Annotated in this window: 19 protein-coding genes; 10 read left to right on the forward strand and 9 right to left on the reverse strand. The window is 71.3% G+C overall.

The features are described 5' to 3' along the window. Positions 1-19 precede the first annotated feature (19 nt). Genes GFH48_RS03365 through GFH48_RS03375 form a run of 3 tightly spaced genes read left to right on the forward strand, consistent with a single transcriptional unit; the run spans position 20 to position 3,089 of the window. Positions 20-826, forward strand: a complete 807-nt coding sequence (locus GFH48_RS03365) for an STM4013/SEN3800 family hydrolase (protein ID WP_153292699.1) — start codon at positions 20-22, stop codon at positions 824-826. Next, positions 823-2,178: an STM4012 family radical SAM protein gene (locus tag GFH48_RS03370; RefSeq protein ID WP_153286804.1), complete on the forward strand. Its 1,356-nt coding sequence runs from the start codon at positions 823-825 to the stop codon at positions 2,176-2,178. Before GFH48_RS03365 ends, GFH48_RS03370 begins: the two co-directional genes overlap by 4 nt. Before the next feature lie 8 nt (positions 2,179-2,186). Further along, complete coding sequence (locus tag GFH48_RS03375; protein WP_153286805.1) at positions 2,187-3,089, forward strand: STM4011 family radical SAM protein; 903 nt, start codon at positions 2,187-2,189, stop codon at positions 3,087-3,089. 45 nt (positions 3,090-3,134) lie between these two features. Here GFH48_RS03375 and GFH48_RS03380 read toward each other — a convergent pair whose 3' ends face one another. Beyond that, a complete protein-coding gene (locus GFH48_RS03380) occupies positions 3,135-4,109 on the reverse strand; it encodes an SDR family NAD(P)-dependent oxidoreductase (protein WP_153286806.1) in 975 nt (324 codons plus the stop codon). A 113-nt stretch (positions 4,110-4,222) separates the two neighbouring features. Here GFH48_RS03380 and GFH48_RS03385 point away from each other — a divergent pair, with 113 nt between their 5' ends. Continuing rightward, the gene (locus tag GFH48_RS03385; protein ID WP_153286807.1) at positions 4,223-5,140 is read left to right on the forward strand and encodes an AraC family transcriptional regulator; all 918 of its coding nucleotides are present in this window, start codon (positions 4,223-4,225) and stop codon (positions 5,138-5,140) included. A 64-nt stretch (positions 5,141-5,204) separates the two neighbouring features. Here GFH48_RS03385 and GFH48_RS03390 read toward each other — a convergent pair whose 3' ends face one another. Together GFH48_RS03390 and GFH48_RS03395 are read right to left on the reverse strand one after the other, a co-directional pair. After that, positions 5,205-6,275: an NAD-dependent epimerase/dehydratase family protein gene (locus GFH48_RS03390; protein ID WP_153286808.1), complete on the reverse strand. Its 1,071-nt coding sequence runs from the start codon at positions 6,273-6,275 to the stop codon at positions 5,205-5,207. A 13-nt stretch (positions 6,276-6,288) separates the two neighbouring features. Next, on the reverse strand, positions 6,289-6,717 hold the full coding sequence (locus GFH48_RS03395) for a MerR family transcriptional regulator (protein ID WP_228120327.1): 429 nt from the start codon (positions 6,715-6,717) through the stop codon (positions 6,289-6,291). Between the two features lie 184 nt (positions 6,718-6,901). Between GFH48_RS03395 and GFH48_RS03400 the strand changes: the two genes are divergently transcribed. Continuing rightward, positions 6,902-7,372, forward strand: coding sequence for a nuclear transport factor 2 family protein (locus GFH48_RS03400; protein WP_153286809.1), 471 nt, complete (start codon positions 6,902-6,904; stop codon positions 7,370-7,372). A 132-nt stretch (positions 7,373-7,504) separates the two neighbouring features. Here the strand turns inward: GFH48_RS03400 and GFH48_RS03405 are convergent, their stop codons facing one another. The 3 genes from GFH48_RS03405 to GFH48_RS03415 all read right to left on the reverse strand — a co-directional run bounded on the left by GFH48_RS03405 (position 7,505) and on the right by GFH48_RS03415 (position 12,277). Beyond that, positions 7,505-8,509 carry a cytochrome d ubiquinol oxidase subunit II gene (locus GFH48_RS03405; RefSeq protein ID WP_153286810.1) on the reverse strand — a complete coding sequence of 335 codons (1,005 nt, stop codon included), beginning with the start codon at positions 8,507-8,509 and terminating at the stop codon, positions 7,505-7,507. Beyond that, on the reverse strand, positions 8,506-9,933 hold the full coding sequence (locus GFH48_RS03410; RefSeq protein ID WP_153286811.1) for a cytochrome ubiquinol oxidase subunit I: 1,428 nt from the start codon (positions 9,931-9,933) through the stop codon (positions 8,506-8,508). Before GFH48_RS03410 ends, GFH48_RS03405 begins: the two co-directional genes overlap by 4 nt. A gap of 109 nt (positions 9,934-10,042) precedes the next feature. Next, on the reverse strand, positions 10,043-12,277 hold the full coding sequence (locus tag GFH48_RS03415; RefSeq protein WP_194280483.1) for an ATP-binding SpoIIE family protein phosphatase: 2,235 nt from the start codon (positions 12,275-12,277) through the stop codon (positions 10,043-10,045). Positions 12,278-12,886: 609 nt separating this feature from the next. Between GFH48_RS03415 and GFH48_RS03420 the strand changes: the two genes are divergently transcribed. Together GFH48_RS03420 and GFH48_RS03425 are read left to right on the forward strand one after the other, a co-directional pair. Beyond that, a complete protein-coding gene (locus GFH48_RS03420) occupies positions 12,887-13,597 on the forward strand; it encodes a YoaK family protein (RefSeq protein ID WP_153286813.1) in 711 nt (236 codons plus the stop codon). A gap of 137 nt (positions 13,598-13,734) precedes the next feature. Beyond that, positions 13,735-16,083 (forward strand): FdhF/YdeP family oxidoreductase, encoded by a 2,349-nt coding sequence (locus GFH48_RS03425; protein WP_153286814.1) that lies wholly within the window; start codon positions 13,735-13,737, stop codon positions 16,081-16,083. Between the two features lie 55 nt (positions 16,084-16,138). Here GFH48_RS03425 and GFH48_RS03430 read toward each other — a convergent pair whose 3' ends face one another. Next, positions 16,139-16,630 (reverse strand): hypothetical protein, encoded by a 492-nt coding sequence (locus GFH48_RS03430; protein ID WP_153286815.1) that lies wholly within the window; start codon positions 16,628-16,630, stop codon positions 16,139-16,141. 282 nt (positions 16,631-16,912) lie between these two features. On the opposite strand from GFH48_RS03430, the gene GFH48_RS03435 reads away from it, so the two are divergent. Together GFH48_RS03435 and GFH48_RS03440 are read left to right on the forward strand one after the other, a co-directional pair. Then, positions 16,913-18,037: a hypothetical protein gene (locus GFH48_RS03435; RefSeq protein ID WP_153286816.1), complete on the forward strand. Its 1,125-nt coding sequence runs from the start codon at positions 16,913-16,915 to the stop codon at positions 18,035-18,037. A 909-nt stretch (positions 18,038-18,946) separates the two neighbouring features. Further along, complete coding sequence (locus GFH48_RS03440; protein WP_153286817.1) at positions 18,947-21,496, forward strand: discoidin domain-containing protein; 2,550 nt, start codon at positions 18,947-18,949, stop codon at positions 21,494-21,496. Positions 21,497-21,638: 142 nt separating this feature from the next. Here the strand turns inward: GFH48_RS03440 and GFH48_RS03445 are convergent, their stop codons facing one another. Continuing rightward, complete coding sequence (locus GFH48_RS03445) at positions 21,639-22,319, reverse strand: response regulator (protein WP_153286818.1); 681 nt, start codon at positions 22,317-22,319, stop codon at positions 21,639-21,641. Beyond that, the gene (locus GFH48_RS03450) at positions 22,316-23,530 is read right to left on the reverse strand and encodes a sensor histidine kinase (protein WP_153286819.1); all 1,215 of its coding nucleotides are present in this window, start codon (positions 23,528-23,530) and stop codon (positions 22,316-22,318) included. Before GFH48_RS03450 ends, GFH48_RS03445 begins: the two co-directional genes overlap by 4 nt. Positions 23,531-23,676: 146 nt before the next feature. Between GFH48_RS03450 and GFH48_RS03455 the strand changes: the two genes are divergently transcribed. Next, positions 23,677-25,290 (forward strand): multicopper oxidase family protein, encoded by a 1,614-nt coding sequence (locus tag GFH48_RS03455; RefSeq protein WP_228120329.1) that lies wholly within the window; start codon positions 23,677-23,679, stop codon positions 25,288-25,290.

Below are 25,290 nucleotides of genomic sequence, written 5' to 3' on the forward strand. Positions count from 1 at the left end.
CGCGCTCCCGACGCCCGACATGAACGAGGTGGTGGGCCGGGACGACCTGCTGCTGCTCACCCTCGACACCCTGCGCCACGATGTCGCCGTCGAACTCGCGGCGGCGGGCCGTCTGCCGAACCTGGCGGCGCATCTACCGGGCGGCGTCTGGGAGAAGCGGCACGCTCCGGGCAGTTTCACCTACGCGTCGCACCAGGCGATGTTCGCGGGGTTCCTGCCCACCCCGGCCTCCCCGGGACCCCATCCAAGGCTGTTCGCGGCCCGGTTCGCCGGCAGCGAGACGACCGAGGACCGTACGTTCGTCTTCGACACCCCGGACGTCGTGTCGGCGTTGGCCGCCCGCGGCTATCACACCGTGTGCATCGGCGGCGTCGGCTTCTTCAACAAGCGGGGAGCCCTGGGCGACGTCCTGCCCGGGCTCTTCCAGGAGAGCCACTGGGAACCGGAGTTCTCCGTGGCCTCGCCGACGTCCTTCGAGTCCCAGGTCGCGCGGGCCGAGCAGGTCGTGTCCGAACTGCCCGCGCGGCAGCGGCTGTTCCTCTTCCTCAACGCGTCCGCGCTGCACCAGCCGAACTGGTTCCACCTGGAGGGCGCCGGCCGGGACACCGGTGACAGCCGCCTCACCCACGCCGCGGCGCTGGAGTACGTCGACCGCCATGTGGGACGCCTGTTCTCCGCGATGTCCGCACGCCGTCGCTGCTTCGCCATCGTCTGCTCCGACCACGGCACGGCGTACGGGGACGACGGCTACACCGGCCACCGTCTGGGCCACGAGGCCGTGTGGACCGTCCCCTACAGCCACTTCTTCCTGGAGCCCTCCGCATGACCGTCGCCCCCGTGGCCGCGGCGCACACCGTGCCCCGCCCGTATCAGAGCTACCTGTACGCCTATCCGCACAAGACCGCCTATCGGCCGCTCGAACCGCGCCCCGCGCTGGAGCAGTTGTGGGCGGGCGAATCACGGCAGGCGCTGTCGCTGTACCTGCACATACCGTTCTGCGAGGTGCGGTGCGGCTTCTGCAACCTGTTCACGCGCGTCGGTGCCCCGGACGGGCTGACCGGCCGTTATCTCGACGCCCTGAGCCGGCAGGCCGTCGCCGTACGCGAGGCGCTCGGTGACGAGCCGCCGCCGCGGTTCGCCAACGCGGCCTTCGGCGGCGGCACGCCCACGTTCCTGGAGGCAGCGGAGCTGGAGCGCCTCTGCGACATCGCCGAGCGCGACATGGGCGCGGACCTGAGGTCCGTCCCCCTGTCCGTGGAGGCGTCGCCCGCGACGGCGAGCGCCGACCGGCTGGCCGTCCTGGTCCGCCGCGGCGCGACACGACTGAGTCTCGGGGTGCAGAGCTTCGTCGAGGAGGAGGCCCGTGCCGCCGTGCGCCCACAGCGGCGTGCCGACGTCGAGGCCGCGCTCACCCGCATTCGGGAGTCGGCCGTCCCGGTCCTCAACATCGACCTGATCTACGGCATCGACGGGCAGACCACGGCCAGTTGGCGGTACTCACTCGACGCCGCCCTCGCCTGGCGGCCGGAGGAGATCTACCTGTACCCGCTCTACATCCGTCCGCTCACCGGTCTGGGCCGCCACGCCGACGCGCGGATCGCCGACCGCGACTGGGACGAGCAGCGACTGCGCCTCTACCGCGAGGGCCGCGACCATCTGCTGTCCGAGGGCTACGAGCAGGTGTCGATGCGCATGTTCCGCCGCGCCGACGCTCCTTCGCAGGGGCCGGACGACTACGCGTGCCAGACCGACGGCATGATCGGACTGGGCTGCGGGGCACGGTCGTACACCTCCGCTCTGCACTACTCCTTCGACTACGCCGTGTCGATGCGCGAGGTGCGGGCCATCATCGACGACTACAGCGCGACCGAGGACTTCTCGCGTGCTCTGCACGGGCGTTGGGTGGACGAGGACGAGGCGCGGCGGCGGCACCTGTTGCAGTCGCTGCTCCAGGCCGAGGGCCTGGAATCCGGTGACTACCTGCGGCGCTTCGGCACCACTCCCGCCGACGACTTCGCCGCCGAACTGGACGTCCTCGCCCGGCGCGGCTGGCTCCAGGACGCGGGGACGGAGCGTTTCAGGCTCTCTCCCGAGGGACTCGCCCACTCGGACGCCATCGGGCCCGAGTTCTTCTCCCCGGCCGTCAGGGACGCCATGACCGCGTACGAGTCGAAGTGACGGGCCCCATGGACCTGACGGACCTCACCGTCCTGTACCGGGGGCCTCTCGCCTCCTGCGACTACGACTGCCCGTACTGCCCGTTCGCCAAGCGCCGCGACAGCACCGCGCAACTGCGCGCCGACCGTGCCGCGCTCGAACGGTTCGTGGCCTGGGCACGCGGTCCGCACGGGCACCGGTTGTCCGTGCTGTTCACGCCGTGGGGCGAGGGACTGACCCGCTCGTGGTACCGCCGGGCTCTGGTGGAACTCTCCCACGAGCCGCACATCGGGCGCGTCGCCGTCCAGACCAACCTCAGCTGCCGCACCGACTGGCTCGCACGGGCGGAGGCCGACACCGTCGCCCTGTGGTGCACCTACCATCCGGGGCAGACGCCCTACGAGCGTTTCCTCGGCAGGACGCACCGCCTGTCCGACCTGGGGATCCGGTTCAGCGTCGGCGTGGTCGGTCTGCCCGGTCACCTGGACCACGCACGGCGGCTGCGCGCGGACCTCCCCTCGCACGTGTACCTGTGGATCAACGCCGCCGAAGGCCACACCTACACCGACGAGCAGGCCGCCGAGTGGACCGCGCTGGACCCGCTCTTCCCCTACAGCCGCCATCCCCACCGCTCGGCGGGGCTGCCCTGCCGGACCGGCCGGAGCGTCATCTCGGTCGACGGAGAGGGCACCGTCCGGCGCTGCCACTTCGTCCGGACGGAACTCGGCAACCTCTACGACGGGTCCTACCGCTCCGCGCTCGCCCCGAGGCCGTGCCCGCTCACCGCGTGCGACTGCCACATCGGGTACGTCCACCTGGAGACCCTGCCGTTGTACGACGTCTTCGCCGGCGGAGTCCTCGAACGCGTCCCGCACGCGGGGGCGCTCCCGCACCGCCCGCTCCTCCCGCTCCTCCCGACGGCCACGGGCTGAGTCCGCTCGCCGGGGTCCGGCTTTCGGGACGTGCGTCCGGCGGGGTCAGCGCAGGGCCGCGCCGACGACGGCGGTGGCGTGGTCCCAGAGGCGGTCCGCGGCCTCGGGGTCGAGCGCGTGCGTGGCGACTCCGCCGGGCCGCTCCTCCGGGCCCCGGACGAGGCGCGCCTCCTCGTTGTCCTCGAAGTAGCGTCCGGTGACACCGCTCACCAGAGGCGACGCGGCCAGCAGCACGGACGTCGAGGCTCCCTGGGCGGGCTCCTTGTAGTAGGGCTGCGGGATGATGTCGCCCTTCTCGTCGATGGCGCCCAGGGCCCGCATGGTGTCGTCGTCGAGGTACCGCTGGAGGTTCGTGCTGATCCACCCCGGGTTGAGCGCGTTGGCGGTGATCCCGTCCGCGGCCCAGCGGCGGGCGCCCACCGCCAGCAGTACGTCCGCGGTCTTGGACTGGCCGTACGCCGTCCAGCGGTCGTAGGGGCGTCGCTCGAACTGGGGGTCGTCGAAGTCGAACCCGGCGGTCAGGTGCGCCCCCGAGCTGACGATGACGACGCGGGCCGAGCCGGCCGCTCGCAGACTGCCGTGCAGCGCGGTGGCCAGGGCGAAGTGCCCGAGGTGGTTGGTCGCGAGCTGGAGCTCCCAGCCCTGGGCGCTGACCGTGCGTTCCGGGAGGGCCATGATCCCCGCGTTGGCGACGAGGATGTCGAGCGGGCCCCGCCAGGTGCGCGCGAAGGCGTCGACGGACAGAAGGTCCGCGAGGTCGAGCGGCGCCGCGTGCACCGATCCGGAGCCGTGCGCGGCCGTGAGTTCGTGGACGAGTCCCGCGGCGGAGGCGGGGGCGCGCGTGGCGATGGTGACCTCCGCTCCGGCTGCGGCCAGGGCGCGGACGGTCTCGACACCGATCCCGGAGGCTCCGCCGGTCACGATGGCCCGGCGTCCGGTGAGGTCCACGCCGTGGATGACCTCCGCGGCGGTGGCGTGCGAGTGGAAGGGGGTGGTCAGTCGGTCGTGATCGTCGTACATGGGGGGCCTCTTCATGGGGTGCCGTGGACGTTCTTGACGCTACGGCCATGACCATGGACGATCCATAAGAGAGAGTCCGAGAAACTTGCTCGAACGTCCAGAAGGAGTCCGTGGTGGATCCCCTGGAGGATGTGCTGACCCTGCTCGACACCAGGGGGCACCTCTCCACGAGACTGGTCGCCGGGGGCCGGTGGGCCGTCCGGTTCGACGCCCCGTCCGGCGTGAAGTTCAACGCCGTCCGGCGCGGTCACTGCCTCCTCGAAGTGGACGGCACGGGGGACCCGCTCGCCTTGGCGGAGGGGGACTGCTATCTGCTGACTCAGCCGAGGCCCTTCACCCTCCGCGGCGACCTTGAGACGGAGGCCGTGGACGCCGCCCTCGTCTTCGCCTCGCCCGAGGGCGGCGTCGCGCGAGCGGGCGACGGCGAGGACGACGTCGCCCTCGTCGGCGGCCGTTTCTCGTTCGGCGACCGGGCGCGCGCACTGCTGCTCGAAAACCTGCCTCCGGTGATCCACGTACCCGCGGGAACGGCGCAGGCCGAGACCCTGCGATGGGCACTCGCCCAGATCGACCGGGAACTGCGGGACGGCCCCATGGGCTCGGCACTGGTCGCGGAGCACCTGGCGGTCGTCATGCTCGTCCACGTCCTGCGCCTGCACCTCGCGCGTGAGCCCGGGGCCGTTTCCGGCTGGCTCGCGGGCCTCGGGGATCCCGTGGTGGCGGCGGCGCTGACGTCCTTGCACGGCCGTCCGGAGCACCCGTGGACGGTCGCCGAGCTCGCGGTGGCCTGTGCCGTGTCGCGGTCGACGCTCGCCGCGCGCTTCAAGAGCACGGTGGGCCGTGGACCGCTCGACTACCTCACCCGGTGGCGGGTGGAACTCGCCTCCCGCCACCTGCGGCGCGGCACCGACACCGTTTCCGTCATCGCCCGCACGGTCGGCTACGGCTCCGAGAGCGCGCTCAGTACGGCGTTCAAACGGGTCACCGGCGTCTCACCCCGGGACTACCGCAGGACGACGCGGGCGTCCTGAGTCACGGAGAAGGGGCGCCGGCGCCCGGCGCCGAGGGCTGTCCCGCGGTCCCCGTCGGATGCCTTCAGGGCTTGCCGACCGGGGTCACCAGTCCCAGGCCGATGAGACTGTCAGCGGTGTCGAGGACCGTCCGGGTGACGTCGCGGGGTTCCCAGTCGAGCACGGAGCGCGCCTTGGCGTTGCTGATGACGGGAACACGGCCTCCCAGACCCGCCGCGTCCCGTAGTGCCGGCTCCGTCTTCGCCGCTTCCCGCATTTCTTCGACGGTGAGCTCCGAGGACGGCAGCGCGTCGGCCGCGGCGGGCAGGTGGGCCCGCAGGACCTCGGCCATGCCGAGGAAGCTGATCGACGGTCCGCCCACCGCGAGGAAGCGCTCTCCCGCCGCCTTGGGATGAAGCATGGCGCGCAGGTGCAGGTCCACGACGTCGCGGACGTCGACGACACCGAAGTACATGAGCGGTACCACCGGCATCCGCCCGGTCAACATGGACCTGACGATGTTGGTCGACGCGGCCAGGCGCGGTCCCAGCACGGGACCGAAGATGCCCACGGGGTTGACGACCGCGAGCTCGATCCCCCCGTTCGCCTCGACGAAGTCCCACGCCGCGCGCTCCGCGAGGACCTTGGACTTGTGGTACGCGGGGAGGCCCTCGGTGTCCGGGTCGGTCCAGTCCTCCTCCGAGTACCGGGCGTCGGGCTTCACGGTGTAGCCGACCGCCGCGAAGGACGACGTCATCACCACGCGTCGTACGCCCGCGGTCCGGGCCGCGGAGATGACGCGCAGCGCGCCGTCGCGCGCCGGAAGGATGAGTTCGTCCTCGTTCTCCGGCGGCGTGACGGGAAAGGGCGACGCCACGTGCAGCACATGACTCACGCCGTCCACCGCGGCCGCCCAGCCCGTGTCGGCGGACAGATCCGCCACGGCGAATTCGAGAAGATCCTCCCGGTCCGCCCCGGCCTGCCGCACGAGTGCGAGGACCTCGGTGTCACGACCGGGCTCCCGGACCGTCACCCTGGTCCGGTGGCCCTCACTCAGCAGCCGGGCGACCAGGTGACCGCCGACGTATCCGGTCGCGCCGGTCACCAGCACGGTTCCCGCACCGGAGGCGCCGGGGACAGGGGTTTCTGCAGCCATTTCACTCAGTCCTTCAGGGTTCGAATTGTTCGAGGATCAGCGTGACCGCCTCGATCGCCCGGTGTTCGGCGACGGCGTCGCCCCGCAGACGGGCATCCCACATCCGGGTCTTCCCCCGGAGGTAGGCCAGACGTGACTTCAGCCGTTCGATGTCCTCCGCCAGCCTCTCGGCCTGGCCGGCGAACAGGTCGCGCTGCTCCGCCGCCGCGGCGTTGCCGAGAGGGAGCAGGTCCACGTAGCGGCGCATGCCGGCGACCGTCATTCCGGCCGAGCGCAGACAGGCCAGGGCCACGACCCGGTCGGCCGTCGCCGGTTCGTACCGGCGGTGCCCGCTGGACTCGTCACGGCCCACCACTCCCAGCAGGCCGACCTTCTCGTAGTAGCGGAGCGTGGGCTCGCTGAAGCCCGAGCGCCGCGCCATCTCCTGAATGGTCAGACTCACCGTTCGTCCTCCGTCGTGTCCGTCATGAAGGAGCCTGCGACACCTCAAGCGCTTCAAGTCAAATGTCCTGGACCCCGGACTCCGGGCAACCACGGGACGCGCGGATGCGCGGCACGTCACCCATGGGGACACTGGGCCTACCGCACCCCCACCCCATTCCGCTCATGAGTCCGAGGAGCTGACGATGGCCGGGAAGCCGCCCTATCCGCCGTTCGATGCCGAGAGTGCCGTGCTGAAGGTCAGGGCAGGCGAGGACGCCTGGAACACCCGTGACCCCGAGAAGGTCTCGCTGGCCTACACCGAGGACAGCCGCTGGCGTAATCGTTCGCTCTTCATCAACGGACGCGAGGAGATCGTCGACTTCCTCACCCGCAAGTGGGAGAACGAACGCGAATACCGGCTGATCAAGGAGTTGTGGGCGTTCGGCGGGAACCGGATCGCCGTCCGCTTCGCCTACGAGTACCACACGGCCACCGGCGACTGGTTCCGCGCCTACGGAAACGAGAACTGGGAGTTCGGCGACGACGGGCTCATGAGCGTGCGCCACGCGAGCATCAACGACGTGCCGATCACGGCCTCGGAACGCGCCTTCGACTGGGACCGTTCGGGCCCGCGCCCGCCCGACTACCCGAGCCTCAGCGACTTCGGTTTCTGAACCCGGGACGACCCCGGCCCGAAGGGACCCGGTCCCCGGGCGGACCGGCGTCCGGGGACCGGGATCGGCGGCGGCGCCGGAGCGGTCAGGGGCGGGCGGGGTCAGGGGCGGGCGCGGACATGTGAGCGGTGCTCATGTGCGGGCCCGGAGTCTGCCCTGGCCGGAGAGGCGGAAGAGCAGGATCAGGGACGGCAGGATGATCAGGGCGGCGACACAGGCGACGCCGAGGAGAACGGCCAGTGTGGTGTCCGGAGCCGCGGCCTCGTGGATGCGCAGATGCGTGCCGAGCAGGAAGGGGTACTGGGCCACCCCCCAGCCGACGACCACGGCGGCGATGGCCAGCGCGGCGATCTCGCGCCGGCCGGCGCGCCGGCCCAGGCGTGCCCCCGCCATGCCCACGATGCCGCAGAGCGCCGCGAGCGCCATGAGCGGCAGCCCTCGGTGACTGAGCTGGTGGAACAGCCGGGGCGCGTCGGTCCTGAGCACGAAGATCCCGGCGATGCTGACGACCCCCGCCACGGCGCCGGCCAGCAGGGCGCGGTGGCGGAAGTACCGTTCGAGGCCGGCGTCGTCGAGTCGGTGGGCCGCCGTGGCGAGGTAGAAGGCGGCGAGGTAGGCGCAGCTGACGACGGCCAGGATGCCACCGAGGACGGAGGTGGGGTTGAGCCAGCTGGTGACGGCGTCGCCGTTGCCGCCGGAGGGCACACGGCCCGAGGCGATGCCACCGGCGATGCTGCCGAAGCAGTAGGGGGTCAGTACGGAGGAGGCCGCGAACAGGGTGCCGTTGAGGCGCTGTTGGGGCGTGCGCACGGAGACCTTGCGGAAGGCGAAGCCGGCTCCGCGCAGCACGATCCCGAGGGCGGCGAGGACGAGTGGCAGATACAGGGTCGTGGTGATCGCGGCGAACGCGGTGGGGAACCCGCTCCACAGCATCACCAGGCAGTAGATGAGCCAGGTGTGGTTGGCCTCCCAGACCGGACCGATCGACAGGTCGACCAGATGGCGGGGGTTCTTGCCCCGTTCGGCTCCCCCGGCCGTCAGGTCCCAGAAGCCGGCGCCGAAGTCCGCGCCGCCGAACAGCGCGTACGCGACGACACCGACGAACATGACCAGGGCGACCACGTCACTGAGGTTCATCGCTCTTCTCCTGCCGTGCCGGACGCGGCGAAGGGCTGCTCGGGTCCGTAGGGGACGTAGACGGTCTCGTCGCCCGCGGTCCGCCAGTGCCGGGCCATTCCGCGCAGGACCAGGACGGCACCGATGCCGACCGCCGCGTACAGGGCGACGGTCGCCCCGAACAGCGGCCACAGGTTGCCCCGCGTCGTCACGGCCTGCCGCGTGAGCAGCAGACCGACCACGGTCCACGGCTGGCGGCCCACCTCGGTGACGACCCAGCCGCTCTCCAGGCAGACGACAGCGACGAGCCCGCTGACGGCGGCGCCTCGCAGGAACCAGCGGTTGGTGGGCATCGTCCGTCCTCGCCACCACAGCCAGGCGAACCACAGGACGAGGCCGAACATGAGGAAGGTGGTGCCGACCATCACGTCGAAGGCCAGGTGCACGATGGTGACGCTGCGGTCGGTGGGCCGCACCTCGGCCGGAATGGCCTCCAGCCCCTTGATCTCGGTCGAGGGGGTGAAGCCGGCGAGGATCGACGCCATGTCCGGGACGGGAAGGCCGTACCTGACCTTGCCGTCGACCAGGAACCCGCCGAGGTTCTCCGGCACATGGTCACCGGTCGCGGGCAGGAGTTCGATCGCCGCGAATTTGGCGGGCTCGTCCTGGAACACCTGGCGTGCCACGGTGTCGCCGACGAAGATCTGCACGGGAATGGCCGCCGCCGCGACGAGGAACCCGATGAGGAACCCGAGGCGGTGGTGGCGGTCCCGGCGTCCCTTGAGCATGCCGGCGGCGTACACGCCCGCGACCGTGAACCCGGCCACGATGTAGGCGGCCAGGAGCATGTGCACGGTCTCGTACCAGAACGCTCCGTTGAAGAAGACGCGCAGCGGCCGTACGGCGGTGACATGACCGTCGCGCAGGGTGATCCCGCCGGGCTGGTTCATCCAGCTGTTGGCCGCGATGACGGCCGCCGCGCCGCCGAGGCTGGCCAGCACGACCGGGACTCCCGTCCAGAAGTGGGCCCAGGGCGGGAGCCGGTTCCAGCCGTAGAGGTAGATCGAGACGAAGATGGCCTCGAGGAAGAAGAAGAGGCCCTCCACCGCGAACGGCATCCCGAAGGCGGCTCCGTAGTCACCCATCAGGCCGGGCCACAGGATGCCGAGTTCGAACGACAGCACCGTGCCGGTGATCGCCCCCACCGCGAAGAGCACGGCGGCCACCTTCGACCAGCGCCTGGCCAGCCGCAGGGCGTCCCCGTCGCCATGGCGCAGGCCGCGGTAGTGGGCGATGAGCATGAGAGCGGTCAGAGCGACGCCGAAGGGCACCAGGATGATGTGGAAGCCGAGAGTGAACGCCATCTGCTCCCGGGCCGGGAGCAACTGCGACGGGTCTCCGACGGCCGCCAGGGCCTTGCTCACTGGATGCGACACCCGGTCCATGCTCGCGCTGTGACGGCACATCCGGGACGTCCGGAGTGCGGCGCGGCGCGGGGTGCCACCCGGACGGGCTACGCGCGGGCCCCCGGGTGGCCGCGGCGTGGTGCGGCCGTCAGGGCAGGGGCTCCTCGGTCCACACCGTCTTGCCCTCCTCGGTGTAGCGGGTGCCCCAGCGGTCGGTGAGGGCGGCGACGATGAGCAGGCCGCGGCCGTCCTCGTCCTGGATGCGGGCGTGCCGCAGATGGGGGGCGGTCGTCGCCTCGTCGGAGACTTCCAGGGTCAGCGACTGGTCCCGGATCAGCCGCACGGTGGCCGTGCCGGTGGCGTGGCGGATGACGTTGGTGACGAGTTCGCTGACGACCATCTCCGCCGTGAACGCGTGCGAGTCCAGTCCCCAGCGCTCCAGTTGACCGCGGACCCGGTGCCGGCAATCGGCGACGGCCGACGCCTCGGGGGGAAACCGCCATGAGGCGACCTGGTCTCGGGGGAGGCGGTGGGTGCGGACCGCGAGCAGGGCGACCCCGTCCGCCGGCGGTTCACGCAGCAGGCTGTACACGACGGCGTCGCAGGTGGCCTTGGGGTCGGTGGCCGGGCGGCCGCTGATCTCACGCAGCAGGGAGAGCCGTTCGTCGGCCTGCGGTCCGGTGCCCAGCAGCGAGGGGGAGTACAGCGTGAGCAGGCTCTCCGGTACGAGAGGGACGTGGACGCTCTCGTAGCTGGCGTGGTTTCCCAGGGGTGGTCCGACGATCCGCTGGAGGCTGTCCGGGGTCACGCCCTCCGCCGGGGTGATCAGCGGTGGCGGCCAGCCGGCGCTGGCCATGGTGAGGTGTCCGCCCACGGGGTCGTAGACGGCGTACTGGCAGCACGCGTGAGCCGCCCCGCAGGACGCGGGTGAGGACCCCTCGCGGGCGATGCGCTGGGCGGCGTCGTCCAGGTGGGCCAGCAGTTCGTCGGGGGACAGGTCCAGCGCGGCGAGTGTCGACACGGCGGTACGGAACCTCCCCACGGTGGCCGCCGCGGCCAGCCCCTGATCGGGAATCCGGCCGATGACGAGGCCGACCCGGGCACTGGACAGTTCGATGACGTCGAACCAGAGGGCCTGGCCGATTCCCGGAAGGTGGAAGTGGCACGTGCTGATCGCGGAGACGGTCGGCAGCACCCGGGGCACGAGGCTGCGCTGAAGGCTGATGGCGACGGTGTGCTCACGGACGTAGCGGCGGGCGTTCTCGATGTGGATGGCCGCGTTGTTGCCCAACTCGGCCGCCAGCGGGACGTCGTCGGTCGTGAAGGGTTCCGGATGCCGGGGGCCGCGGTAGAAACACGCGAGTCCCAGCACCCGGCCGTGGACGGCCAGCGGCGTGACGATCATCGAGTGGATGCCCGCGCGTTGCAGCGCGCCGGCCCGCGCGCCGTCGTGCATCAGCCACTCGGACGGCGTGGCGTGCGGGTCGACCAGGCGCGGCGCGAGATCGGCGAGCACCTGCGTGTAGGGGGTGGGGTACACGAATCGGCTGGGCTCACCGACCGCGTACACGCCCGTCATCCAGTCCTTTCCCTCGAACGCCGCCCGGCGCATGGGGACATCGGCGTCGACGGGTGGCTCGGGAGGGTCGTCCCCCCGCAGCACGGCGTCGAGCAGGTCGACGGAGGCGACGTCCGCGAAGTCCTTGACGGCGACCGCGGCGAGTTCCTGGGCGGTGCGGGTGGCGTCGAGGGTGGTTCCGATCCGCCCACGGGCCAGAGCGAGAAGCTCCGCCGCCGCCTGCGTCCGGGTCCGCTCGCTGATGTCGTGGATGACGGTGGCGATGCCGACGGGTTCGTGGCAGACCCCGTGGAGCAGATAGGCGGTCACGTGGTACGTGTGCGGGCCGCCCGTGGGGTCACGTCCTCGGATCTCTCCGCCGACCGCCGGCAGACAGCCGGTGAGGACCTGGTCGAGGAGCGGGGCGAGGGGGAGGCCGGGGCCGAGGTCCGCCACCGGTCGGTGCAGGACCTGGTCGGCGGGCAGACCGCGCATCGCCAGGGCGGTGGGGTTGGATCTCAGTACACACAGGTTCAGGTCGTATATCTCGAGACCCGCGACGGACTGATCGAAGATGGAACCGATCGTGTCCTCGGCCCGGTGCCGGACCGCCCACACACGGATGTCGCCGTCGTCCGCGTCGCGGCCCACCTCGAGGTTGAGGGCGCAGTCCGCGTCCGGTCCGAGCAGCCGCCCGAGGAGGTGTCCCGCCGAGATGCCTTCGGCTTCGGGTGCCGACATTCCCGTGGCCTCGGTGGCCGCGTGGGTCCAGTCGGTGACGCCGCCGTCCTCGGTGAGCGTGAACCACGTCTCGTGCGCCTGCATGCCCGCCTCCTCCAGTTCCCCAGGGCAGACAGTCCGTTGCGAACGGCTTCGACCGCGTGGCCGGGAGGGGGGCCGGCCCCGCCCCTCCATTCCCTGTGCCTACGCGACTCTTGAGGGCCGCAGGACGATTACCTCCCAGAATGCCGCCGGTCGACGACACCGGCAACTCAGTCAGCGGCGCTCCGCCCGGGGAAGAGCCGGCCCCGAAGGCCTTGATCGCGGGCCGACCCGGACCGGGCCCACACGGGGTTCGGCCGCCTGCCGCAGGGTGCCCCCGCCCGGGCCGCCGGCGCATGCGTACGGCACCGCGTCCGCCTAGATTGAGGGCATCGAGACTGTGGCGGAGCACCATCCATCCCGACGAGGGCGGGTGAGCGGCGTGGACGTGGACTGTGCGGGGCCGGTCCGTCCGTTCTCGCGGGGGTCGCGTCCGTCTCCGCCGCGGTCGCGTCCGCCTTCGCCGCCGGTCCGTCCGCTCTCGCGGGAGTCGCGTCCGCCTTCGCCATCGTTCCGGTCGCCTTCGCCGCGGTCGCGTCCGTCTCCGCCGCGGTTCCGGCCGTGGTGGGCCTCGTTCCGTCCGTCTCCGCCACGGCTTCGCCCCTCACCGGCATGGCGTTGAGAGCGAGCGCGTCCGGAGGGCGGGGGTGGCCGGGACACGCGCGGACGGCTCAGTTCCTGTTGACGCTGGCGAGCGGCGCCGTCAACGCCGTCAGTTTCCTCGCGCTGGGCGGGGTGTTCACGAGCGTCATGACGGCCAACTCCGCGCTGCTGGGGCTGGCACTGGGCAACGGGCACCTCTCGCTGGCCAACCTCGCGGGGCTCGCCATCGCGGCCTACCTGGTGGGGGCCGCCGCGGGGAGCTGGATCACCGCCACGTCGGGCCCTGCCCCGCTCACCGGGGTGGCCGGGGCACTGCTGGCGGAGAGCGCGCTGCTGTGGGCGCTGTTCGCCGCCTGGCTGTTTCTGGACGGTGCGCCGGGGACGACGGCCCGTGGCGCCCTGCTCGCTGTGGGTGCCACGGCGATGGGCTGCCAGAGCGGCAGCGTCCGAGTGGTGGCCGGCAGCAGCGTGACGACGGCCTACATCACCGGCGCTCTGACGGGGCTCGTGGCACAGGCGACGGTCGAGAGGAAGCTGCAGCGGCACAACGCGCTGGTCATCCTGCTGCTCCCGGTCGGTGCCGCGGTGGGTGGTGCGGCGGTGCGCTGGGCCCGTCTCCTCGCGCCGGCGATTCCCGCCGTCCTGGTGACCGCCGCGCTCTTGGTGACCGTGGCACGGCGACGGTCGGCGCGCGGTGACGGCCCGCCCGCCGACGCCTGATCCGGTGCCTCCGGCCGCGCGGCGGTCGCGGCGGACCGTCGCGCCCGGTCACGCAGGACAATCGGAACATAGCCCCATAGCATGAAATATCGGAGCCTGTGGAGCCCGCCCCTTCCACCTATCGCAGGGTGATGGATATGACTGCCTCGGACGTGAACGAGTCGGCGCCTGCCGAACATGAGGAACCGCCCCGCACGCCCGACGGCGGCATGGGCCCGAGCACGGACAAGAAGCCGTCGCAGGTGCACTACCACCACCCCGCGGCCGGATGGGGCGCCGCCAAGAGCGTCACCCACGTCCTCGTGAAGGAAAGAGCCCTGGTCGACGGCCCGCGCGCGATCTTCAGGATGAACCACGAGAACACCGGTTTCGACTGCCCCGGGTGCGCCTGGCCCGACGACACCAAGGGGCTCAAGCTCGACATCTGCGAGAACGGCATCAAGCACGTCACGTGGGAGATGACCCCGAAGCGGGTCGGCGCGGACTTCTTCGCGGCCCACACGGTCTCGGAGCTCTCCACCTGGACGGACTTCGCGCTGGAGGACCAGGGCCGCCTGACCCAGCCCCTCGTCTACGACGCCGCCACCGACCGTTACGTCCCCATCGACTGGCAGGAGGCCTTCGACCTCATCGGTGGCGAACTGCGAGCACTGGAGAGCCCGAACCAGGCGGCCTTCTACACCTCCGGCCGGCTGGGCAACGAGGCCACCTTCCTGTACCAGCTGATGGCACGCGAATTCGGCACCAACAACCTCCCCGACTGCTCGAACATGTGTCACGAGGCCTCCGGCCGCGCTCTCCAGGCCGCCCTCGGCACCGGCAAGGGAACCGCCGACCTCAAGGACTGGGAGACCGCGGACGCCCTGTTCATCATGGGCGTCAACGCCGCCTCCAACGCTCCGCGCATGCTGACCGCGCTGGCCGAGGCCTACCGGCGCGGTGCGCAGATCGTGCACATCAACCCGCTGGTGGAAGCCGCCGCCACCCGCACCATCGTGCCGCACGACATCACGGACATGGCGCTGTTCAAGTCGACGCGGACGAGCACCCTCAACCTCCAGGTCCGCGCGGGCGGCGACATGGCTCTGCTGCGAGGCATCGCCAAGGCCGTGCTGGAGGAGTCCGAGCACGATCCCAAGGCCCTGGACCGTGAGTTCATCGACCGCCACACCCACGGGTTCGACGCGTACCGGGCCGTCTGCGAGGCCACGTCCTGGGAGGAGCTGGAGCTCCAGTCCGGCCTGACCCGCGCCGAGATCCTCAAGGCGGCGGACATCTACTCCCGCTCCGACCGCACCCTGATCAGCTGGTGCCTGGGCGTCTCCCAGCACGAACACGGCGTCGACACCATCCGTGAGATCGTCAACGTGCTGCTGCTGAGGGGAAATCTGGGCCGTGAGGGTGCCGGCCCCTCCCCCGTGCGCGGCCACAGCAACGTCCAGGGCAACCGGACGTGCGGCATCGACCACCGGCCCACCGAAGCGTTCCTGCGGCGCCTGGACGATGTCTGCGGGATCGACGCGCCGCGGCCGCACGGCCTGGACACGGTCGCCACGGTCGCGGGCATGCACGAGGGGAAGGTGAAGGTGTTCGTCGGCATGGGAGGCAACTTCGCCCTGGCCGCCCCGGACACCGCCTACACCGCCGAGGGCCTCGCCCGCTGTGCCCTCACCGTGCACGTCAGCACCAAGCTCAACCGCAGCCATCTCGCCCATGGGAAGAAGGCCCTCATCCTGCCGTGCCTGGGGCGCACCGAGAAGGACCACCAGCGCCATGGCATGCAGGCCACCTCGGTCGAGGACTCGATGAGCATGGTCCACCTCTCGCTGGGCATGAAGCGCCCCGCCTCACGGGACCTGTTGTCCGAACCGGCCATCATCGCCGGCATGGCCCGCGCCACCCTCCCCGACAGCTCCACGCCGTGGGAGCACTACATCGAGGACTACGACCGCATCCGCGACACCATGGCCCGGGTGCTCGACGGCTTCGAGGACTTCAACCGCCGCGTCCGCCTCCCCCTGGGCTTCCGCATCCGTCAGCCCGCCCGCGAACTCGTGTTCCTCACCCCCACCGGACGCGCCGAGTTCTCGGCGGCCCCGCTGCCCGACGTCGTCCCCCAGGACGGCACCCTGATCCTTCAGACCATGCGCTCGCACGACCAGTGGAACACCACGATCTACTCCGACGACGACCGCTACCGGGGCATCAAGAACCTGCGCACGCTGGTCTTCATGAACCGGGCCGACATGCGCGCCCGGCACATCAAGGACGGAAGCCTCGTCGACATCACGGCGACGGCCAAGGACGGCACCCGGCGCACGCTCCGCCAGTACCACGCCCTGCCCTACGACATTCCTCGGAGTTGCGCGGCCGGCTACATGCCGGAGATGAACGCCCTCATCTCGGCGAGCGACTACAGCCTCCAGAGCGACCAGCCGCTGATGAAGAGCCTCAAGGTGACGATCTCACCGAGCCGGACGGACTGAGGCCGCCCCGCCGCCCCGTCCGCGGTGCCATGGCCGTGGTGCTGTCGTCGCTCCCTCAGCCGCGCCGACGGCCGGCCGTCGGCATCATCCGCTCCAGGACCCCCACGGTCACCACGGCGTAGGCGAGGTGCGGGACGATGTCGGAGGCCCAGTCGACGGCCGACCAGGTACGCGGGTCGGTGACCCGCAGAACCGTCATCGGACCATTGGTGGCGACGAGGGCTCCGGCGGCGGCCACCGCATAGTGGGTCGCGGAGGCCGGACGCCACCCGGCGGCGCGCGCGACACCGAGGAGCACTCCCATGCCGAGACCCGCGGCGTAGCCGGTCAGAGGGCCGAGGCCGGCCACCCGGTTGTCCTGCTTCTCGCCTTCGCCCGGGATGGGGACGTGAAGCTCCTGTGAGAGCCTGCGCACGGTCACTTCCGGTGTGGAACTGGCGGGACGCCCGCGCAGCGCCATGTCGCAGTAGCTCACGGTGTCGAGCACCGTGGTTCCCGCGGCGCCCGCTGCGGCGCCGTACATCAGTCCGCGTGTCAGGCTCGTCATGAGGGACCTTTCGCCGGGCCCGTTGAGGGTGAGGACACTCTTTAGACCCCCGTATCCCATTCAACACCCATACCCCGTTCCTCACCCGCGCCCCTCAGCGGCACCGGCCTGAGCAGCATCGACGGTCGCCGTCTGTTCATCCCCCGTTCCCCTCTGCGGAGCGTCCGGCGGCGTCCTGGAGGGCAGAGCAGGCGAAGCGGCTCGGGGCCGGACGGAGGTCCCGGTGGATCCACGAGCCGGAGGGACCACCAGAGAGCCGCAAGAGCGGCAAGGGGGCGAATGATGGAGTTCACGAGAAGCGGACGGCTGCGCGCGAGCGGAAGACGCCGGACGGGATGGGGTCTCGCCGCCGAGGCCGGGGCGGTCGTGTGGGCGGTCCTGGCGAACGGCCGGGACCGTGACCCGGCCTACTTCCTCATGGCCCTGGCCGCCCTGGGAGTCCTCACCGGGATCCGGGAACTGCGCCGCGCGGCGCGCCCGTTCAGCCTGCGCGTCGACGAGCAGGGCATCACGCTGGTCGACGGGGGTCTCGGCTGGGGACAGATCGAGGGCGTGGCCCTGCACTACAGGGCGGCGGTCAACGTGGACAGTGACGATGGCCCCACCGCTCCGCCGCCCCCGCGTCTCCACGTCTTTCCCACTGAGGACGCGGAACTGCCGGGCCTGCGGGCATCCGTCACCGGCGGCCGGCGCTTCTACGACGTGGCCGACGCCGCCGAACTCGACCAAGGTCTGGATCAGTTGATCGAAGCCTTGACCCGGTACGCGGGCCCGCGCCTCGAAGCGGCCCCGCACGGGCTGCGCCGGGCGGTGGCACCCGGGCCCGTGACGCTGCAGGGCCCCGGCTTCGGGCCGCTGACCGACGCCGCCGCGTCCCCCCGGGCCGCGGAGAACCCCGCCGTCGCGACACGTACCTTCACCGCACGTCGCCACACCGGCGCTCGGCTGCTGCTGGCGCTCGCCCTCGCCGTCGCCGGGACGGCCGCGACGGTCCCGCTGTTCACCGGCCATCTCCCCTGGGGACCCGAACCGGCCGCCGCGCTCGCGCCGTTGGGCGCGATGCTGGGGTGGTGTCTGAGTGTGCTGTCCTACCGCAGCTGGGTGCGGCCCCTGCGCCTGCGGATCGGACCGGACGGCCTGGCCGTGCAGAGCGCCGACGTCCCTGAGGTGGCGATCGGCTGGGACCAGGTGGTGGCGGTCGCCGTGGCCCGCAGACCCGGCGCGACCGAGAAGCACCTGTGGCTGTTGCTGTGGCCGGTCCCCGGCCACGGTTTCGACCTGCCCCACGAATTGACCGACGGACACCGGGCCTACCCGCTCGTCGAGCTGCGCCGGCTGCGCGACGGCGACGAGGTGGAGCGGACGGCACGGTATTTCGCGGGTTCGCGCTACGCCGAACCGGCCTGACACGACCTGCCCGCCGCCCACCCGTCGCGCACCCGCCCTCCTCCGCCCTGCCCGGGACGGACGGAGGGGGAAGCGCCACCGTCCCGCGGCGCACGTCAGGGTTCCCGTGTGCCGACGTGTGCCGACGTACAGCATTGGCCAGGCCGCGCGCGTGCTGAGGGTACGTCCGGAGACCGCACGCCGCCGGGCGGACGGGGGCGGCTGCCCCTGGGCAGGGACGGGTCGGGGAACCGGGTGCTCGGCGCGGGGCTCGCGCGGTTCGCCCAGCGGCGTGCGGCGGAGGGCGAGCGCGCCGAAGTCGGCGGGCCGCCCACCTCCGTGCCCGACGCGTTGACGGGCATCGTCACCGGGCTCGCGGTCGACGACGTCGTGGCACAGTTCGAGATCCAGGCCGGCCCGCCGCGAGTCCGGATTGACGGATCATCAGGAGCCTTGGAGGAACGGGTGGTTGCCGCCCCCTTCCCCGCTTGTGTTCATCTTCTGCACCCAGACGAGGGCGCCGAGGGACGTCTCCTCGCACTCCCTGTCACGACAGAGGCCCGCAGCCGACAGAGCGGACGCCCTCCGAGGCGTCGCCATCGTCTTCAACTTCTGATCGCGGCCCTCTCCGCCGTCCGGCCACGCCGGGCACGTCCGGGCAGCTCACCCGGTACGGACCGGGCCGTCGGCATCCCCGTCGTCGTCGGAGCCTGTGAAGAAGACGCGTCCAAGGGGTTGCCCGCGCATTGCCTCATGACTTAAATCAAAGCCTGAACTAAGCAGCCCAGTAAGCCATTTCGTCTCCTCCGGGTCCCTTCGACCGCAGCACGGATCTCGGCACGGAGGTCGCCCGGGCGTGCCCCGTCACGGGTCGTGCGTGGCCTCGGGAGGCCCGCACGGCCCGTCCCCTCCTTCGAACGGAGTGAACGCATGAGACTCAGATCCTTGGGGATCGCGCTCGCCGCAGCGGCGGCGCTCATCGCCCTCCCCGCCCATTCGCCCGCTGCCGCGGCCGAGACTCCCCTCTCCCAAGGCAGGACAGCCAGCTCCTCCTCCGACGAGAACGCCGGAACGCCCGCCGCGAACGCCGTCGACGGCAACATCGGCACCCGCTGGTCCTCGGCCGCCTCCGACGCGCAGTGGTTGCAGGTCGACCTCGGAACGGCCGCCAACCTCAGCAAGGTCGTCCTCAACTGGGAGACGGCCTACGGCAAGGACTACAAGATCCAGGTCTCCGACAACGGGAGTTCCTGGACCGACATCAAGTCGGTCACCGGCGGCGACGGCGGCACCGACACCCTCGACGTGGCCGGCCACGGCCGCTACGTGCGGATGAGCGGCGTCACCCGGGCCACCCAGTACGGATACTCGCTCTGGGAGTTCCAGGTCTTCGGCACCAGCGACACCGGCACTCCCCCGACCGGGAACTGCAACACGGCCAACGCGGCCAAGGGCAGGCCCGCCACCGCGTCGTCCACCGAGAACGCGGGCACGCCCGCCTCCGGCGCCTTCGACGACAACACCGGAACCCGCTGGTCCAGCCAGGCGTCCGACCCCCAGTGGGTCCAGGTGGACCTGGGATCGGTCCAGGACATCTGCAAGGTCGACCTCAACTGGGAGGCCGCCTACGGCAAGGAGTTCACCATCCAGTCGTCGGCCAACGGCCAGGACTGGACGACTCTGAAGTCCGTCACCAACGGGACCGGCGGCACGGCCTCGTACGACGTCTCCGGCTCGGGCCGCTACCTCCGCGTCAACGGGACCGTCCGCGGCACCGCCTACGGCTACTCGCTCTGGGAGGTCGCCGTCCACACCGGCTCCACCGGCACTCCGCCGGTCGAGGGCGGCGGGGACCTCGGTCCCAACGTCATCGTCGTGGATCCCAGCACCCCCAATCTGCAGGCCAAGTTCGACCAGGTCTTCGCCCAGCAGGAGACCAGCCAGTTCGGGTCCGGCCGTTACCAGTTCCTGCTGAAGCCGGGCACCTACAACGGCATCAACGCGCAACTCGGCTTCTACACCTCGATCTCCGGGCTCGGACTCAACCCCGACGACACGCAGATCAACGGCGACATCACCGTGGACGCCGGCTGGTTCAACGGCAACGCCACCCAGAACTTCTGGCGTTCGGCGGAGAACCTCGCCATCAGGCCCGTCAACGGCACCGACCGCTGGGCGGTCGCCCAGGCGGCGCCGTTCCGCCGTATCCACGTCCAGGGCGGACTCAACCTCGCCCCGAACGGCTACGGCTGGGCGTCCGGCGGCTACATCGCCGACTCGAAGATCGACGGCACGGTCGGCCCCTATTCGCAGCAGCAGTGGTACACCCGTGACAGCTCGGTCGGCGGCTGGACGAACGGCGTCTGGAACATGACGTTCTCCGGTGTCCAGGGCGCGCCGGCGACCAACTTCGACAGCGGCCCGTACACCACCCTGGACAACACACCGGTCTCCCGCGAGAAGCCGTTCCTGTACCTGGACGGCAACACCTACAAGGTGTTCGTGCCCGGCAAGCGGACCAACGCCCGCGGTGTGTCCTGGCCCGCCAACGCCGGCGGGACCTCGCTGCCGCTGGACCAGTTCTACGTCGTCAAGCCCGGCGCGACCGCGGCGACCATCAACACGGCGCTCGCCCAGGGCCTCAACCTCCTCTTCACGCCCGGCGTGTACCACCTCGACCAGACCATCAACGTGACCCGCGCCAACACCGTCGTGCTCGGGCTGGGACTGGCCACCATCGTTCCCGACAACGGGGTCGACGCCATGCACGTGGCCGACGTCGACGGCGTCCGGCTCGCCGGATTCCTCATCGACGCGGGCTCCACCAAGTCCGACACCCTGCTGCAGATCGGCCCGGCGGGCAGCTCCGCCGACCACGCCGCCAACCCGACGACCATGCAGGACGTGTTCGTCCGCATCGGCGGCGCGGGACCCGGTCTGGCCACCAACTCCGTGGTGGTCAACAGTGACGACGCCATCGTCGACCACACCTGGATCTGGCGCGCCGACCATGGCGCCGGAGTCGGCTGGGAGACCAACCGGGCCGACTACGGTCTGGTGGTGAACGGCGACGACGTCCTCACCACCGGTCTCTTCGTGGAGCACTTCAACAAGTACGACGTGCTCTGGAACGGCGAACGCGGCCGGACGATCTTCTTCCAGAACGAGAAGGCCTACGACGTGCCGAACGCGGCCGCCATCACCCATGACGGCATCGTCGGTTACGCCGCCTACAAGGTCGCGGACAGTGTCAACGTCCACGAGGCCTGGGGGCTGGGCAGCTACTGCAACTTCACGTCCGATCCGACGATCGTCCAGCAACACGGCTTCCAGGTCCCCGTCAAGACAGGCATCAAGATGCACGACATCCTGGTGATCTCCCTCGGCGGCAAGGGTCAGTACGCCCACGTCATCAACAACACGGGCGCGCCGACCTCGGGAACGGACACCGTCCCGTCCAAGATCACCCAGTTTCCCTGACGATCCATCAGAACCGTTGAACGCCTGACGTAGGCCGTGGTCCGCCCTGGTGGCGGGCCACGGGCTCACGGCGTCCACGGGGCCCGGACCGGGGAAGCGGCCCCGCCGCGCGGCCGGCGTCGCGGAGCCGTCCTCGTCGGGGTCACCGCACAGGAAGGTCACCGGCCCGGACCAGGCCGCTCTGATAGGCGAAGACGACGAGTTGGGCGCGGTCGCGCGCGCCGAGCTTCATCATCGCCCGGTTCACATGTGTCTTGGCGGTCAGCGGGGAGACGTACAACCGCTCGCCGATCTCGTCGTTGGAGAGTCCGGCGGCGACCAGGGCCATGGTCTCGCGCTCCCGCTCGGTGAGACCGTCGAGTCGCACCGGACTGGGCAGCGGCCCGGGCGTCGGCTCGTCGAGGAAACGGGCGATGAGGCCGCGCGTGGCCTTCGGCGACAGCAGCGCCTCGCCGCCGGCGACGACGCGGATGGCCTCCTGGAGGTCCGCGGGTTCGACGCTCTTGCTGAGGAATCCGCTGGCGCCGGCACGCAGGGCGCGCAGGACGTTCTCGTCGAGTTCGAAGGTGGTCAGGATCAACACCCGTACTCCGGCCAGGTTCTCGTCCTCGGTGATCAGCCGGGTCGCCTCGATGCCGTCCAGCTCCGGCATCCGGATGTCCATGAGGATCACGTCGGCGCGGGTGGCTGCGGCGAGTTCGACCGCCTCACGGCCGTTCGTCGCCTCCCCCACCACCTCCAGATCGGGCGCGCGGTCGACCAGGACCCTGAATCCGGCCCGGATGAGCGTCTGGTCGTCGGCGAGCAGCACTCTGATCGTCATGTGCGGGTCTCCTGCCGGTCGGGGCGGTCGGCGAGGTCGGCGAGGTCGGGCGTCACGGGGAGGAAGGCGCTGACGGTGAACCGGCCGCCGTCGTCCCGTCCGGTGCGTACCGTCCCGCCGACCGAACCGGCCCGCTCCCGCAGGCCGATGAGTCCGTGCCCGGTGCCGTGGGCGTCCGGCCTCCGGTGCGCGGCGGCGTTGTCGACGACGATGGCGAGGCCCGCCGGGGTGTAGTCGATCCGCAGCCGCGCCGCTGGTTCACTGCCGTGTTTGTGGGCATTGGTCAGGGACTCCTGCACGATGCGGTACGCGGCGAGGTCCACCGCGGACGGCAGGGGACGGGCCTCGCCCTCCTGCCGGTGCTCGACCCGCAGTCCGGCGGCGCCGAGCGCGTCCAGCATCGATGCCAGCCGGCTCAGACCCGGTGGCGGCTCGGTCGCGTGACCCGGCTCCCCGGAGCGCAGCACGTCCAGCACGGTGGAGAGATCGGCGAGTACGGTGCGAGCGGCCTGCCGGACGTGGGCCAGTGCCTCCTCGGCCACGTCGGGCTCCTCCCGGAGGAGGGCGGTGGCGACGCCGACCTGCACATTGATGACGGCGATGTGGTGCGCGACCACGTCGTGCAGGTCCCGCGCGATGCGCAGCCGCTCCTCCACGACCCGGCGCCTCGCCTCCTCGTCACGGTTGTGCTCCGCCTGCCGGGCGCGTTCCTCGACGGCGGCCAGGTCCGCCTGGCGGCTCCGTACGGCCCCGCCCACGGCGACCGCGAGGCCGCCCCAGGCCACGATCGCGGCGTTCTGCGGATCGGTCCAGCTGCGGCCGGCTCCGATGACGACCGCGGCGTACACGGTCAGTATGGTGATGGCGCCGGTCACCACGGCGACCCTCCGGGTGGTCCTGGAGGCGACCGTGTAGGTGCAGATCACACTCGTGGCGAGCAGCGGGGCGACGAGCGCCGCGTGCAGGTTGAACGCCGCGCTGACCACCGTGACCACCCAGAAGACGGGCAACGGCCAGCGGCGGCGGGTGGCGATCAGCGCGCAGGCCAGCGAGGCCGCGACGAGATCCTCCGCACCGAGCGCCCGGCCCGAGGGCCCGAAGCGCACCGCGAACAGGGTCGCGCAGACGACCACCAGGCCGAACACCGCGTCCACGCCCTGCGGATGGGACGCGGCCCGTGCGCGCATCCGGGACAACAGGTCATCAGCCATGGCCGCACGGTATCGGAGGGCCGTCCACGCCGCCGTCGTCCCGTCGCGGTACGGAACGGCGCACCGGGCTACTGCGTCCGCGGTATGCCGGATCCACCGCGTCCGGACGACGTCGATGACGGCTCGCGTCCCCGATCGTCTGCGCCATGACCGAACTACCTGGGCTGTTACCGGGACTTGACCGACGACGGTTCCTCCGCACCGCGGCCGCGCTCAGCGGCGCCGGGATGCTGGGCACGCTCGCCGGCTGCACATCACCCGGATCGGAGTCGGGCGCCGCCGCGGGCGGCGGCGAGTTCGGGGGCCGGACGCTGACGTCCGCCGCCGAGCTGCCCGAACGCTTCAGCACGCCGCTGCCGATCCCCCCGGTGAAACGGCCCGCGCGCACCACCGCGGACACCGACTACTACGACATCACCGCGCGGGAGGCCCGCGTGGAGATCCTGCCCGGCCTGCGGACGGCCATCATGGGGTACGACGGGATCTTCCCGGGCCCCACCATCGCGACGCGACGCGGGCGCAGGACCGTACTGCGCTACCGCAACCAGCTAGACGTGCCGACCGTCGTGCACCTGCACGGCGGGCACACCCCGCCCGAGAGCGACGGGTTCCCGACCGATCTCGTACTGCCCGCCACCGGCGGCGCGCGGTTCGCGGAGCAGGCGGTCGGCGGCAGGACCAGTACCGGTACCCGCGACTACACGTATCCCCTCGACCAGCGGGCGGCGACGCTGTGGTACCACGACCATCGCATGGGCTTCACCGGTCCCCAGGTCTGGCGCGGGCTGGCCGGCTTCCTGCTGGTGACCGACGACGAGGAGGCGGCGCTGCCGCTGCCCCGTGCGGAGCGCGACATCCCGCTGATGATCGCCGACCGCGCCTTCGACGCGGACGGATCGTTGCGGTACCCCTCGATGGATCCGCGCCTGATCAGCATGGCGGGCGTGGACGCGGACCACATGGCCGGTGCGGCCGGTGACGTCGTCCTCGTCAACGGGGCTCCCTGGCCGGAGCTGGAGGTCGACGCGGCGCGCTACCGGTTCCGGATCCTCAACGCGTCCAACGCCCGCCGCTACGAGCTCGCCCTCGACCCCGCACCCCACGGCGGCGGCCCGTTCACCCAGATCGGCTCGGACCAGGGCCTGCTGGCGGCGCCGCTGCGGCACACCACCCTTCCGATCGCCCCGGCGGAGCGGTTCGACGTGGTCGTCGACTTCTCCGGCTGGCCGGTCGGCACCAGGGTGACGCTCACCAACCGGGCGGGAGGGGGCGGGACCGGGCAGATCATGCGGTTCGTCGTCGCCCGCAGGGCGACCGACGACAGCCGGATACCCGCGAGGCTCTCCTCGATCGAGCCGCTGCCGACCGCCTCGGCGACGAGACGGCCGTGGATGTTCCGCAAGGGCCGGGTGACGAGCATGGGGACGGACGCGGCCGGCTGGGTCATCAACGGCCGTGAGTTCGACCCCCGGCGGGTGGACGCGGCCCCCCGCCTCGGGGAGGTGGAGGTCTGGCGTCTGGCCACCGACGCCTACCACCCCGTACACATCCACCTCTCGCCCTTCCAGGTCCTCTCCCGCGACGGCGGCCCGCCCGGTCCCGCCGACCACGGGTGGAAGGACACGATCGATCTCCGGCCCAAGCAGTACGCCGACGTGGCCGTCCGGTTCGACGACTACGCGGGCCGGTACCTGCTGCACTGCCACAACCTCGAACACGAGGACATGGCCATGATGGCCACCTTCCGGACCGGTCGCTGA

Origin of the sequence: Streptomyces fagopyri, assembly GCF_009498275.1 — a bacterium.
Classification (GTDB): Bacteria; Actinomycetota; Actinomycetes; order Streptomycetales; family Streptomycetaceae; genus Streptomyces; species Streptomyces fagopyri.